Below are 13,985 nucleotides of genomic sequence, written 5' to 3'. Positions count from 1 at the left end.
CGTCGGCGGCCCCGGTTCAGGGCCTCAGGCTCAGAGCCGGACGCGGTTGGCCAGGACCGGCAGAACCTCCCGGGCCTTCTCGACCGCAGCGACGTCGAGGTCCACATACAGGATGTCGGGCCCTGAACCGAGGCGTTCCACGAGGTGCCCGAACGGGTTCACCACCGCGGACCGGCCGATCCCGGTGGGAGCTCCATGGTGCGCCTCAACTCCGGCGGCCTCGGGATCGGACTGCCCCACGGCCACCACAAAGCACGTGGAGTCCACGGCGCGTGCCCGCACGAGCAGGTCCCACTGTTCGGCTTTGCCGGGCCCGGCGCCCCAGGAGGCGCAGACGAGCTGGATCTGGGCGCCGTCCTCCGCTGTCGCGGTGAAGAGGTCCGGGAACCGGACGTCATAGCACGTCGCGAGGCCGAACGTGACACCGTCCACCGTGAACGTCACGGGCTCTTTGCCTGCGGTCACGGTGTCCGACTCGAGGAAGCCGAAGGCGTCATACAGATGGATCTTGTCGTAATGCGTCTCAACGCCCCGGCCATGGACGAGGAGGGTGTTGCGCACTGTCCCCGGTACGCCCGGGGTGAACATCCCGACCACGACGACCACGCCGGCCTCGTCCGCCGCGGCGCGCACCGCGGTGGCCCAGGGACCGTCGAGGGGCTCGGCGATGTCGGTCAGGGAGTTGCCGAAGGCCCGCATGGTGGCCTCGGGGAGGACGACGACGTCGGCACGCCGCCGGCCCGCTTCGGCCAGGGTCGACCGGACGAGGCCGAGGTTGTCGTCGAGGGAACGGGACGAGGTCAGCTGGGCGAGTGCGATCCGCATGGGACCAGTATGTCCGACGGGCCGTTCAGATGGCGCGTGTGAAGCAGCGCGGCTTTCCGGCTGATACTAGGATGAGCGTGCCGAGGGAGGCCGCAGCGATGTCGACCCTGTCCGCGACGAGGAAGGACTCCGGCCCGGGCAATGGGCCGATGGTGCTATGAGCATGAGCAACATGACGATGCCCCTGGCCTTCGTGGTGACGCCGTCGCAGCCGTTCCCGCTCGGCCTCACGCCAGCCCGTTCAGCGGAGCAGCAGGCCAGCCACACCGTCAACCTGGCCGTTTACGCCCCCGGGCTCGACGCTGTGGACGTCCATTTCGTTGACCAGACGGGTGCGTGGCGCAAGGATCCCCTGCCCGAGTACACGAACGGGGTCCACCATGGCCTCGTGACGGGGATGCCGGAGGGCACGCACTATGCCTTCGCTGCCCGCCTCGGCGCGGATGGGGTGCCCCCCGAGCCGGGCCGCGGAAGCCTCCTCCTCGATCCATACGGCCGAGCCGTGGACCGGGTGGGGACACGCTGGCTCAACGTTCGCGTGCACCAGGATTTCGACTGGGGAACGGTGGGGCGCCCCGCGGTCCCCATGCGGGACACGATCGTCTACGAGGCCCACGTCAAGGGCCAGTCAATGCTCAACCCAGAGGTCCCGGCAGAGCTCCGCGGTACCTACGCGGGACTTGCCCACCCCGCGATGATCGAGCACTTCCACCGGCTGGGCGTGACGAGCATCCAGCTCCTGCCCGTGCACTTCCACCTCGACGAGTCCCACCTCCAGGACGTGGGCCTGACGAACTACTGGGGGTACAACACGGCGGCCTTCTTCGCCCCGCATCCGGCGTACGCGACCAAGGCCGCACGGGCGGCCGGCCCGCAGGCCGTGCAGGACGAGTTCAAGGGCATGGTCAAGCTCCTCCACATGGCCGGTCTCGAGGTGTTCCTCGACGTCGTCTACAACCACTCCGCGGAGGAGGGCGCGGGCGGCCCGACGATCAGCTTCCGGGGCCTGGGGGACCGGGAGTACTACCGCTCCGACCCCGAGGGCCGGTACATCGACACGACCGGCTGCGGCAACACGATCGATTTCTCCAACCCCCGTGTAGTCCAGCTGGCCCTCGACTCCCTTCGGCTGTGGGCTGAGGAGTACCGGATCGACGGCTTCCGGTTCGATCTGGCCGTCTCGCTGTGCCGCGACGGCCAGCATTCCTTCACGCCCGCGCATCCGTTCCTTGTTGCGGCTGCGGCGGACCCGGTGATCTCGCAGACCAAGCTCATCGCCGAGCCGTGGGACCTCGGATTCGGCGGCTGGCAGACCGGGCGCTTCCCTTTGGGGTGGGCGGACTGGAACGACCACTACCGCGACACGGTCCGCGACTTCTGGCTCGTCGACCGCGCCGAGCTCGACTCAGGAGGGCTGGGAGGCCCGACCGCGCGCCTCGCCGACGCGGTCTCCGGCTCACACGGACTGTTCGCGGCGTCCGGGCGCACGGCCCTCGCATCCGTGAACTTCTTCGCGGCGCACGACGGCTTTACCCTTGCGGACCTCACGTCCTACCACCGCAAGCACAATGAGGCCAACGGCGAGCAGAACCGGGACGGTGCGACCCACAACCGTTCGTACAACCACGGCATCGAGGGCCCGACAGAGGTCGACTCGATCATTGCGGCGAGGCTCCAGACGGCGAAGAACCTCATGGCCACCCTCATGGTCTCCCTCGGCGTGCCCATGATCACCGCGGGCGACGAGTTCGGCCGTTCCCAGCAGGGCAACAACAACGCCTACTGCCAGGATAACGAGGTCACGTGGCTCAACTGGAACCTCGACCTCACGCGTCAGGCCATGCTCGAGCACACGGCATGGCTGATCCGCATCCGGAAGGACTTCCTGGCCCGCCAGCCTACGAGCTACCCGGAGCGGGAGGAGAGCAACTACTTCCACTGGTTCGGCGCGGACGGAACGCCCATGGACCCTGACCGCTGGCAGGATCCGCGCGAGCGGCTCCTCCAGTTCCTCCTCGGCTCGAAGGCGGGGTATCTGGACGGCCTCGTGGTCATCAACGGCGGACCGGAGAAGCTGGACGTGACGTTCCCCGAGGCGAAGGGACGCGGGATGGAATTCGAGCTCCGCTACTCCACCGCCACGCAGACCGAGCATCGGATCGGAACGGTGTTCGCGTCCGGCGAGGCTGAGGTCGCCGAGCCCTACTCCGTGTCGATCTACCGGGCCCGAAACGTCCGGTGATCGAAGAGGGGCATCCTGGCGAGACGCCGGTGACCCCTCGCCAGGACCCCCTGATCCTCGAGGCCAGCCTCAGGCGTTGACCACCAGCCCCAGCTCGGCCTTCGAGGCCAGCCCCTTATGCCGTGGGATCACGCGAACGGTGTACCCGAACGCCCCCGAGTGCTCGATCGTCACGGCACCGGAGAACTTGTAGCGGCCGTTGCCGAGGTTTTCGCTCGGCTCGAGCTCGGCCAGGCCCACCCCGTTGAGCTGGTCCGACTCGTCGACCTTGCCGTAGGCGAGCTCAACGAGGACGTCGGCAGGGCCCAGGACGCCGAGGTTCAGATAAGCATTCACTGCCAGCTTGTCACCGACCTGCGGTACTTCTGAAAGGCCGCCGGAGTCGATGTGCTCCACATGCACCTGGGACCAGTTGCTGCGCACGTGCTTGGTCCAGGCTGCCAGTTCGCGGCCCAACCGGTAGTCCTCGGCCCTCACGGCCCGCCCTGCCTTGGCTGCCGGGGTGTAGAGCTCCCTGATGTAGTCGAGGACCATCCTGTCGGCTGAGACGGCCGGCCCGAGGTGCGAGAGCGTGTGCTTGATCATCGAAATCCAGTGCACCGGCACGCCTTCGGGGCCGCGCCGCTCGATGGACGGGCCAGCCGCTCCGGCGGACTCCGCGCCCGCGCCTGTGCCGGAGGCGCCGTAGAAGCGCGGGGCGATCTGGGTCTCGAGGAGCTCGTACAAGGCGGCCGCCTCAACGGCGTCCCGCTCTTGGGGGCTTGAGCTGCCGCCTGCTGTCGGGATGGCCCAGCCGTTCGCGCCGTCGTACATCTCGTCCCACCAGCCATCGAGGACGGAGAGGTTGAGCGAGCCGTTGATCGCGGCCTTCATCCCCGACGTGCCGCATGCCTCGAGCGGACGCAAGGGGTTGTTGAGCCACACATCGCACCCCGGGAACAGGGTGCGCGCCATGGCGATGTCGTAGTTCGGCAGGAATGCGATGCGGTGGCGCACCTCGGGATCATCCGTGAAGTGCACGAGGTCCTGGATCATCTTCTTGCCGGCATCGTCCGCCGGGTGTGACTTGCCGGCGATCACGATCTGGATGGGATGCTCGGGGTGCAGGAGGAGGCGCTTGAGCCGTGCCGGGTCGCGGAGCATGAGGGTGAGGCGCTTGTAGGTGGGCACGCGGCGCGCGAATCCGATGGTGAGCACATCCGGGTTCAGGACCGAGTCCGTCCAGGTGAGCTCCGCCTCCCCTGCGCCTCGCTTGCCCCACGCGGCGCGCACACGGCGTCGCACATCCTCGATGAGGCGTCCTCGCAGCTGGCGGCGTATCTCCCAGATCTTCTCGTCCGGAACGTTGAAGACCACGTCCCAGCGGGCGCCGACCGTGCCGCCGGGAGCGAGTTCCTCGGCCATGGCCTCGATCTGCGGGTCCACCCACGTGGGCACATGCACGCCGTTCGTCACTGACGTGATCGGGACCTCCGAGTGGTCGAATCCGGGCCACAGGCCGGAGAACATCTCCCGGGACACCCGCCCGTGGAGCTTCGCCACCCCGTTCGCCCGCTGGGCCAGGCGGAGGCCCATGACGGCCATGTTGAAGACCGAGGGGTCGCCGCCCTCGTAGCTCTCGCGGCCAAGCTCGAGCACCTTGGCGGTGGGGACATCGGGCGCGAGCCCCGCGTCGAAGAAGTACTTGATCTGCGCGGCGTCGAACCGGTCGATGCCTGCTTCCACGGGGGTGTGGGTCGTGAAGACCGTGGAGGCGCGGCCCGTGACCAGAGCCTCGTCCCACGTCAGCGGCGCCGGGCCGGACATGAGCTCCTGGATCCGCTCGATTCCGAGGAATCCTGCGTGGCCCTCGTTCGTGTGGAACACCTCGGGGGCCGGCCTGCCCGTGAGCCTCTGGAAAATCCGCAGTGCCTTCACGCCACCCATGCCGAGGAGGATCTCCTGCTGGAGGCGGTGGTCCCCGCCGCCGCCATACAGGCGATCGGTGATCGAGCGCGCGCCGTCGTCGTTCGCCGGCATGTTCGAGTCCAGGAGGAGGAGCGGCACGCGTCCCACGTCGGCCCGCCAGATGTTGGCGTGCAGCTTGCGCCCATTGGGCAGGGGGAGCGTCACGACGCATGCCGTGCCGTCCGCTTCCCTCAGGAGGGTCAGGGGCAAAGCGTCCGGGTCCAGGACGGGGTACGTCTCCTGCTGCCACGCGTCGCGCGAGAGCGACTGCTTGAAGTAGCCGGCCTGGTACAGGAGGCCCACGCCGATCAGCGGCACGCCGAGGTCGGAGGCACTCTTGAGGTGGTCGCCCGCGAGGATGCCGAGGCCGCCGGAGTACTGGGGGAGAACCTCCGTGATGCCGTACTCGGGCGAGAAGTACGCGATGCACTGGGGCACGTCCTCGCCGAGCTCCTGGTACCGGCGCGGCTCCTCGAGGTACCGGCGCAGGTCCTCCTCCGCGGCGCGGACCCGCTCCACCACGTCCGTGTCGAGGGCAAGCCGCTGCAGCTGCTCGCGCGTGACCAGGCCGAGCAAGCCGGCCGGGTCGTGGCGGCTCTCCTCCCACAGCACAGGGTCGAGGCTCTCGAACAGTTCGCGCGTGGGCTGGTGCCAGGACCAGCGCAGGTTCGTGGCGAGCGTATCGAGCGCAGCGATGGGCTCCGGGAGCACGGTGCGGACGGTGAATCTACGGATGGCCTTCACGTGCGCCACACTAGTCGAGCCGCGCGTGCCGATGAAGTGCGTCGCGTTACGCGCCGGTGAACTGCACCCAACACGCCGGTTGATCCCCACGCTGACTACGTTGGCGCCGACGTCGCCTCCTTCGCAATCGGCTCCGCCCCGGGCTATCGTGACGGATGGACAGGGGGCCTCGCGAGAGAAGACCCGCCCCACGCCCCGCACTGCGAAAGGACCACCTGTGCCCGCTCTCGAGCCGACCATCCCCGGCAAGCTGCGATTCGGCCGCTTCCCCATCACCGACGTCTCACCCGTGGTGGAGGGCGGCGCCTTCCCCGCCAAGGCAGTGGTGGGTGAGGGAATCGACGTCGGGGCCACCGCGTTCCGCGAGGGCCATGATGCGCTCGGGGTGAGCGCCGTGCTGTACTCGCCCCGGGGCAAGGAGAAGCAGCGCGTCCGGCTCTCGGAGCTCGGCACAGGCCTGGACCGCTGGCATGGCGTCCTGACGCCCACCAAGGAAGGTGCCTGGACGTTCACGATCGAGGCGTGGCATGACCGCTACGGCACCTGGCACCACAACGCCGCGATCAAGATTCCCGCAGGCATTGATGTCGAGCTGATGCTCGCCGAGGGCGCCGCACTGTTGGCGGAAGCGGCCGACGACGACGCACGCACCGACGCTGACCGCGGCACCTTCCGCGCGGCCTCCTATGCCCTCGCGGACGCGTCTCACAGCGCCGAGGAGCGCTTTGCGGCAGGCGAGAGCGAGGTGGTGCGTGCCGCCGTCGACCGCCTCCCGATCCGCGACCTCGTCACCGAGAGCGAGCACTTCCCGCTCCTGGTGGAGCGCGAGCGCGCGGGGCGCGGTGCGTGGTACGAGTTCTTCCCCCGCTCTGAGGGCGCAGTGCGCAATGTCGAGACCGGTGAGTGGACCTCCGGCACTCTCCGGACCGCGGCCGAGCGGCTTCCCGGGGTCGCCGAAATGGGCTTCGACGTCATCTACCTGCCTCCGATCCACCCGATCGGCCGCGCGTTCCGCAAGGGGCCGAACAACACTCTCAACGCCGGCCCGGGTGACCCGGGTTCGCCGTGGGCGATCGGCGCCGCTGAGGGCGGCCACGATGCGATCCACCCGGACCTCGGCACCTTCGGCGACTTCGACGCGTTCGTATCCCGCGCCGAGGAGCTCGGCCTCGAGGTCGCGATCGACCTCGCCCTGCAGGCCTCCCCGGACCATCCCTGGGTCAGGACGCATCCCGAGTGGTTCACCAAGCGCGTTGACGGCTCGATCGCCTACGCCGAGAACCCGCCCAAGAAATACCAGGACATCTATCCGCTCAACTTCGACAACGATCCCGAGGGCCTGTCGAGGGAGATCCTGCGGATCGTGAACCTGTGGATCGACCATGGCGTGAAGATTTTCCGCGTGGACAATCCGCACACCAAGCCTGTGTGGTTCTGGGAGTGGCTCCTGGGCAGGGTGGCCAAGAAGAACCCGGAAGTCGTGTTCCTCGCCGAAGCCTTCACCCGCCCGGCGATGATGAAGGCCCTCGGCCGGGCGGGATTCCAACAGTCCTACAGCTACTTCACCTGGCGGAACACACGGGAGGAGCTCGAGGAGTTCCTCACCATGATCTCGAAGGAGTGGGCCGCGTTCTACCGGCCCAACCTGTTCGTGAACACGCCGGACATCCTCACCGAGTACCTGCAGTTCGGGGGCAAGCCGGCGTTCAAAGCGCGGGCCGTCCTCGCCTCGACCGCGAGCCCCCTCTGGGGCGTGTACGCCGGTTACGAGCTCATCGAGCACGTGGCCAGGCCGGGGGCCGAGGAGTACATCGACAACGAGAAGTACGAGTACAAGCAGCGCGACTGGGCTGGCGAGGAGGCCGCTGGGCGTTCCCTGGCGCCGTACATCACGCGGCTGAACGAGATCCGCCGCGCCCACCCTGCGCTCATGGACCTGCAGAACCTGACGCTGCACTCGAGCACCGACGACTCCACCGTGGTGTACTCCAAGCACAAGGTGCTGCCGGACGGGACGAAGGACACGATCATCGTTGTGGTGAATGTCGATCCTCATTCGGCTCGCGAGAGCACGGTCAACCTCGATCTCGCCGCGCTCGACCTCGAGCCCGAGCTGTTCGACCTCGAGGGCCGTTTCCGCGTCGACGACCTCCTCTCCGGCCAGTCCTGGCAGTGGGGCGAGCACAACTACGTGCGGCTCGACGCCCACGTCGAGCCCGCACACGTTCTCCACGTACGTCGCTAGCCGGTTCCGTGGCGCCGCGCTAACGTGGCCTAGACCTGAACCAGCGTGTCCCCGCCGCGAAGGAGACTACCTCGCCCATGAACATCGGCCAGCAGGCACAGCCGAATTTCAATGTCAACGCCCCCGGCCTCAGGCACGACACCGCCTGGTACAAGAAGGCCGTTTTCTATGAGGTGCTGGTGCGTGCGTTCAACGACGCGAACGGCGACGGGTCCGGAGACATCCAGGGGCTCATCGACCGTCTGGACTACCTCCAGTGGCTCGGGGTTGACTGCCTGTGGCTCCCGCCGTTCTTCGAGTCGCCGCTCCGCGACGGCGGCTACGATGTCGCGGACTATGAGTCGGTCCTGCCTGAGTTCGGCTCGATCAGCGACTTCCAGCGCCTCGTGGCTGAGGCGCATGCCCGCGGCGTGCGGATCATCATCGACCTCCCCTTGAACCACACCTCTGACCAGCACCGCTGGTTCCAGGAGTCTCGCCGGGATCCCGAGGGGCCGTACGGCGACTTCTACATGTGGAGCGACACTGACGAGAAGTACCAGGACGCCCGCATCATCTTCATCGACACGGAGGAGTCCAACTGGACCTTCGATCCGATTCGGCGGCAGTTCTTCTGGCATCGCTTCTTCAGCCACCAGCCCGACCTGAACTATGAGAACCCGAAGGTCCAGGAGGCGATCGTCGCCGTCGTGCAGTTCTGGCTTGACCAGGGAGTGGACGGCATTCGGGCCGACGCGGTCCCGTACCTCTACGCGGCTGAGGGCACCAACTGCGAGAACCTTCCCGCGACCCACGTATTCCTCGCCAAGCTGCGGGAGTTCATGGACCAGAAGTACCCCGGGCGCATCATCATCGCCGAGGCCAACCAGCCGCCGCACGAGGTGGTCGAGTACTTCGGCACCGATGAGGCACCCGAGTGCCACATGGCCTTCCACTTTCCGATCATGCCGCGGCTCTACTACGCGCTGAGGGACCAGCGGGCCCAGCCGATCATCGACACGATGGTGGACACCCCGGCCATTCCTGGAGGCGCCCAGTGGGGTACGTTCCTGCGCAACCATGATGAGCTCACGCTCGAGATGGTCACGGTCGAGGAACGCGAGGCCATGCTCGGCTGGTACGCGTCGGATCCGCGCATGCGCGCGAACGTCGGCATTCGCCGGAGGCTCGCGTCCCTCCTGGACAACTCGCGGGCGGAGATCGAACTGATCAACGCGCTCCTCCTCTCGCTGCCGGGCAGCCCGTTCCTGTACTACGGCGACGAGATCGGGATGGGAGACAACATCTGGCTGGACGACCGCGATGCCGTCCGTACGCCGATGCAGTGGAACCCTGACCGCAACGCCGGTTTCTCGACCGCGGACCCCGGCAAGCTCTACCTGCCCACGATCCAGTCCCTCGTCTACAACTACGCCATGGCCAACGTCGAGGCGGAGATGGCGCATTCCGGGAGCCTGCTGCGCTGGATGAGGAACATCCTCGGGGTCCGGCGCGCCCACCCCGTGTTCGGGCTCGGCGGCTACCGGAACGTTCCGACGGACAGCGAGAGGGTCCTCGCCTATGTGCGGGAGATGCCGGACAGCGTGGCCCAGGAGCAGCGCGGCGAGGCCATCCTGTGCGTCTTCAACCTGGCGGGCCATCCGGTCGCGACGGACTTGGACCTCGGGGAGTACGCGGGACGCGGTCTGCGCGACGTCTTCGGTGGCGAGCCTTTCTCGCAGGTGGGCCAGGACGGCCGGTTCCATGTGACCCTCGGCGCCCACGGGTACTTCTGGCTGAGGATCCGCAACGCTGCGTCCGTCCCGACGAGCCCCCTGACCACGGCACTGCCGGTCATTGTGCCAACGCCCCTACCGGGGGAGCTGAGCGAATGACGGACACGTCCCTGTTCCCCTCGCTGGAGGCACTGCTCGAACACTGGCTCCCGGGCCAGCGCTGGTTCCCCGCCAAGGGCCGCGAGGTCCAGTTCGCCCCGGCGGGCCGGTTCGAGCTTCCCGGCCCGGAAGGAGGCCCGCGTCTCGAGGTGCGGTTCGTGCTCGTACGGGCAGGGCGCCTCGAGAGCGTGCTGAATGTCCCGCTGAGCTTGCGCGATGGGCCCCTCGCGGGCGGCGAAGCAGCCTTGGTGGGGCGTGCCCGCATTGCCGGCCGTGCCCTCTGGGTTTACGACGCAGTGCACGAGCCCGCCTTCGCCGACGCGCTGCTGGGCCTCATGGCACGCCGCGCTCAGGTCGACGGCGAAAGCACGACGGCGACCGGCGCCTCGAGCGGCCAGGGGTCGCTTCCGTCGGGCCAACTCACGGCATCGGTGCTGCGCGGCGAGCAGTCCAACTCCTCGATCATCGTCCGCTCGGCGTCCGGTGACGCGATGGTCAAGGTCTTCCGCCAGATGGCAAAAGGCCTCAACCCTGAGGTGGAACTCGGAGCCGCCCTGGCCCGCGCCCATACGAGAGACGCCCCGACGGCGCTCGGCTGGGTGGATGCCCAGTGGCGCTCGCCGTCGGGAGAGAGCGTGAGCGGTCAACTCGCCGTGGCCCACGAATTCCTCAGCGGGGGCGCGGACATGTGGCGCGTAGCGCTGGATGCGGCGGTTGAGGGCCGAGACTTCTCGTCTGAGGCCCGCGGGCTCGGTGCGGCCACTGCGCGCATCCATACGGCACTGGCGCAGACCCTCGGAACGAAGACGCTCGGTGGCGCGGAGGCCGAGGCCTTCGTTGAGCGGCTTTCTCAGCGACTGCGCGAGGCATGGGGTGAGGTCCGCACGAGCGTTGCCGTGCCCGACGAGGCGCTCGAGCGCCTCCTGGCCTCGCTCGCCGGCCCCCGGGAGGGAGGGCTCGCGGTCCAGCGGATCCACGGCGACCTGCACCTCGGCCAGATTCTCCATTTCGCGCACCGCGAGCGTCCATTCGCCATCCTCGACTTCGAGGGTGAACCGCTCCGCCCGGTCGCCGAACGGAGCCACCCGGATGTCGTCCTCCGCGACGTGGTGGGCATGCTGCGTTCGTTCGACTATGCGGCCGGTGCGGCCCGTCGCACAGACCCGGCGGCGCGTGTGCCGGACGGCTGGGCAGAGGCGGCAGGGCAGGCCTACTGGGACGGCTACTCGTCTGTGGCAGGGGGAGACAGCCCGTTCGGGACCGCTCTCTTCGCTGCGCTGTGGCTCGACAAGGCGCTGTACGAGGTTTCCTACGAGGAACGGAATCGGCCCGCGTGGGCCGAGATCCCCCTTCGCGCGGCGCGGACCGCGCTCGGCGACTGGCTCCCCGACGCGACTTGGGTTCCATCAGGAGAGAGCTTCACCGGTGCGCTTGGGAAGGCGCCGGGCGGGGTAGAGGTCGGGGCGGTGGGATCACCGCCCGGAGAGGAGACGTACGTGGCACACGGAGAACATGCAGCGGGAACGGGGAGCCGCCCAACGGAGGGAGGCGTGCCAGGCCTGGGGGGCGCCGAGCACGGTGGCGCGGTCCCAGCACCGGACCTGGCCGGGGGTTCCGTGGATGCCCCTGAACACACCCTGCCGGGTGCGGGGGAGGAGGATCCGATCCCGGTAGACCGTGACGTTCTGGCGAAGATTGCAGCCGGCGCGTTCCATGCGCCCCATGCCATCCTCGGCGCGCACCTCGACGGCGAGGGAACGGTGACCATCCGTGCCCTCAAGCACCTCGCGACAAGTGTGACGGCACTCACCGCGGCCGGTCGTGTTCCGCTGGCCCATGAGGCGCATGGAGTGTGGGTGGGCACGGCGCCCGAGTCGGAGTCCGGCCATGTGCCCGATTACCGCCTCGAGGTCGAGTACGGAGAAGGACATCTCGTCACCGTCGATGACCCCTATCGCTATATGCCCAGCATCGGGGAGCTCGATCTCCATCTCATCGGGGAGGGTCGCCACGAGGAGCTGTGGCGTGTGCTCGGGGCACACGTCGAGCGGCACCATTCGGTTCTCGGTGACGTCGAAGGGACGTCCTTCAAGGTCTGGGCACCCAATGCCCAGGCGGTGCAGGTCAAGGGCGACTTCAACGGCTGGGACGGGCGTGAGCATGCCATGCGCAGCCTTGGCTCCTCAGGGGTGTGGGAGATCTTCATCCCGGGCGTAGTAGCAGGGATGTGCTACAAGTTCGGGATCCTCACGCGGCACGGCCAGTGGGTCGAGCGCGCCGATCCGATGGCCTTCGGCACAGAGGTACCGCCGCGCACGGCCTCGCGGGTTGTTGAGTCGCGATACGCGTTCAAGGACGACGCCTGGATGGCCGCGCGCGCCAAGGCCGATTCGCACAGCTCCCCTATGAGCGTGTATGAAGTGCATCTCGGTTCGTGGCGTCTCGGGCTCGGGTATCGGGAACTCGCCGAGCAGCTTGTCGAGTACGTGACGTCGATGGGCTTCACGCATGTCGAGTTCATGCCTGTTGCCGAGCACCCTTTCGGTGGATCGTGGGGCTACCAGGTCACCTCGTACTACGCGCCCAGCTCGCGCTTCGGCCATCCGGACGACTTCCGCTTCCTCGTCGACAGCCTCCATCAGGCCGGCATCGGGGTGATCGTCGACTGGGTGCCCGCGCACTTCCCCAAGGACGAGTGGGCGCTCGCCAACTTCGACGGCCAGCCGCTTTACGAGCACGAGGACCCGCAGCTAGGCGAGCACCCCGACTGGGGAACGCTCATCTTCAACTTCGGCCGCACCGAGGTGCGCAACTTCCTCGTGGCCAACGCCCTGTACTGGCTTGAGGAGTTCCACATCGATGGGTTGCGTGTGGATGCCGTGGCGTCGATGCTCTACCTCGACTACTCGCGCGAGGAAGGCCAGTGGAGGCCTAACCAGTACGGGGGCCGCGAGAACCTCGAGGCCATTTCCTTCCTTCAGGAGACCAACGCCACGGCCTACAAGCGCAATCCGGGAATAGTCACCATCGCAGAGGAGTCCACCGCATTTCCCGGCGTCACGAAGCCGACCTCGCTCAACGGGCTTGGATTTGGGCTCAAATGGAACATGGGCTGGATGCACGATTCGCTCCAGTACATGGAAGAGGACCCGGTCAATCGCAAGTGGCACCACAACAAGATGACGTTCTCGATCGTGTACGCGTTCAGTGAGAACTTCCTTCTGCCGATCAGCCATGACGAGGTAGTCCATGGCAAGGGCTCCATGCTGCGCAAGATGCCCGGCGACCGGTGGAAGCAGCTGGCGAGCCTCCGTGCCTTCTACGCGTTCCAGTGGGCTCACCCCGGCAAGCAGCTCATCTTCATGGGATGCGAGTTCGGCCAGGAGGGGGAGTGGAACCAGGAGCACGGACTCGAGTGGTGGATGGCGGACTTGGAGCCCCACAAGGGTCTGCAGAACCTCATCCGCGAACTCAATGCTGCATACCGTGCCACGCCTGCGCTGTACGAGAAGGACAACGAGCCTTCCGGCTACGAGTGGATCCGGGGTGACGACGCCGACCGCAACGTCATCTCGTTCATCCGGTGGTCCGAGGACGAGACCCCGCTCGTGTGCATCGCCAACTTCGCGGGTGACCCGCACATCGACTACACGGTGGGACTGCCGCTCACGGGACGATGGCGTGAGCTGGTCAACACCGATGCCAGCGAGTTCGGAGGTTCGGGTGTGACCAATGGCGGCCTGGTCATGGCTGAGGCGCGGGAGTGGGACGGCAAGTCGGCCTCTGCCGTGCTGACCCTGCCCCCGCTTGGCGTCGTCTACCTGGTCCCCGATACCGACGGCGACGAGCCCGAGTAGGCAGCCTGCTCGACGGGACGGCGATCTGGATCGTGCGATCCAGGTCGCCGCCCCGTTCTCGTGGGGGCACCCCTCGGAGGCAGGGGCTCTCTTGCCGTCACCGGGGTGTGTTGGTGATCCCGGTCCGACGGTGGTATAGTTTTGTCCCGCGCCAAGGGCGGGGATTCACTCCCTCATGGCGCCAGAGCTCGAAGATCCCAGGGTCAGATGTGGCCGACTGAACGGCCGGTTTGACTCCGCGAATCCGAGCG

General features: G+C 67.6%; 6 protein-coding genes. 4 read left to right on the top strand and 2 right to left on the bottom strand.

The window, feature by feature from the left end; genetic code table 11:
• Window positions 1-30: 30 nt before the first annotated feature.
• Complete coding sequence (locus tag LF262_RS08825; RefSeq protein WP_235779941.1) at window positions 31-825, bottom strand: carbon-nitrogen hydrolase family protein; 795 nt, start codon at window positions 823-825, stop codon at window positions 31-33.
• A gap of 172 nt (window positions 826-997) precedes the next feature.
• On the opposite strand from LF262_RS08825, the gene glgX reads away from it, so the two are divergent.
• Window positions 998-3,067 (top strand): glycogen debranching protein GlgX, encoded by a 2,070-nt coding sequence (gene glgX, locus LF262_RS08820; protein ID WP_235779940.1) that lies wholly within the window; start codon window positions 998-1,000, stop codon window positions 3,065-3,067.
• A 69-nt stretch (window positions 3,068-3,136) separates the two neighbouring features.
• Here the strand turns inward: glgX and glgP are convergent, their stop codons facing one another.
• Window positions 3,137-5,758 (bottom strand): alpha-glucan family phosphorylase, encoded by a 2,622-nt coding sequence (glgP, locus tag LF262_RS08815; RefSeq protein ID WP_235779939.1) that lies wholly within the window; start codon window positions 5,756-5,758, stop codon window positions 3,137-3,139.
• A gap of 31 nt (window positions 5,759-5,789) precedes the next feature.
• On the opposite strand from glgP, the gene LF262_RS08810 reads away from it, so the two are divergent.
• The 3 genes from LF262_RS08810 (at window position 5,790) to glgB (ending at window position 13,734) form a co-directional block, all read left to right on the top strand.
• The gene (locus LF262_RS08810; protein WP_372462760.1) at window positions 5,790-8,003 is read left to right on the top strand and encodes an alpha-1,4-glucan--maltose-1-phosphate maltosyltransferase; all 2,214 of its coding nucleotides are present in this window, start codon (window positions 5,790-5,792) and stop codon (window positions 8,001-8,003) included.
• A gap of 77 nt (window positions 8,004-8,080) precedes the next feature.
• Window positions 8,081-9,877, top strand: a complete 1,797-nt coding sequence (gene treS / locus LF262_RS08805) for a maltose alpha-D-glucosyltransferase (protein WP_235779937.1) — start codon at window positions 8,081-8,083, stop codon at window positions 9,875-9,877.
• The gene (gene glgB / locus LF262_RS08800; protein ID WP_235779936.1) at window positions 9,874-13,734 is read left to right on the top strand and encodes a 1,4-alpha-glucan branching protein GlgB; all 3,861 of its coding nucleotides are present in this window, start codon (window positions 9,874-9,876) and stop codon (window positions 13,732-13,734) included. The genes treS and glgB overlap by 4 nt, the downstream gene beginning before the upstream one ends.
• Window positions 13,735-13,985 lie beyond the last annotated feature (251 nt).

It is taken from the genome of Sinomonas notoginsengisoli (assembly GCF_021554725.1).
In the GTDB taxonomy this organism is placed as follows: Bacteria; Actinomycetota; Actinomycetes; order Actinomycetales; family Micrococcaceae; genus Sinomonas; species Sinomonas notoginsengisoli.
This window is presented reverse-complemented; position numbering and strand designations above follow the sequence as displayed.

What these genes read in the sequence shown, in the direction of transcription:
- LF262_RS08825 (WP_235779941.1), bottom strand. Translation starts at nt 825, where the DNA reads ATGCGGATCGCACTCGCCCAGCTGACCTCGTCCCGTTCCCTCGACGAC.
- glgX (WP_235779940.1), top strand. Translation starts at nt 998, where the DNA reads ATGACGATGCCCCTGGCCTTCGTGGTGACGCCGTCGCAGCCGTTCCCG.
- LF262_RS08810 (WP_372462760.1), top strand. Translation starts at nt 5,790, where the DNA reads ATGAAGTGCGTCGCGTTACGCGCCGGTGAACTGCACCCAACACGCCGG.
- treS (WP_235779937.1), top strand. Translation starts at nt 8,081, where the DNA reads ATGAACATCGGCCAGCAGGCACAGCCGAATTTCAATGTCAACGCCCCC.
- glgB (WP_235779936.1), top strand. Translation starts at nt 9,874, where the DNA reads ATGACGGACACGTCCCTGTTCCCCTCGCTGGAGGCACTGCTCGAACAC.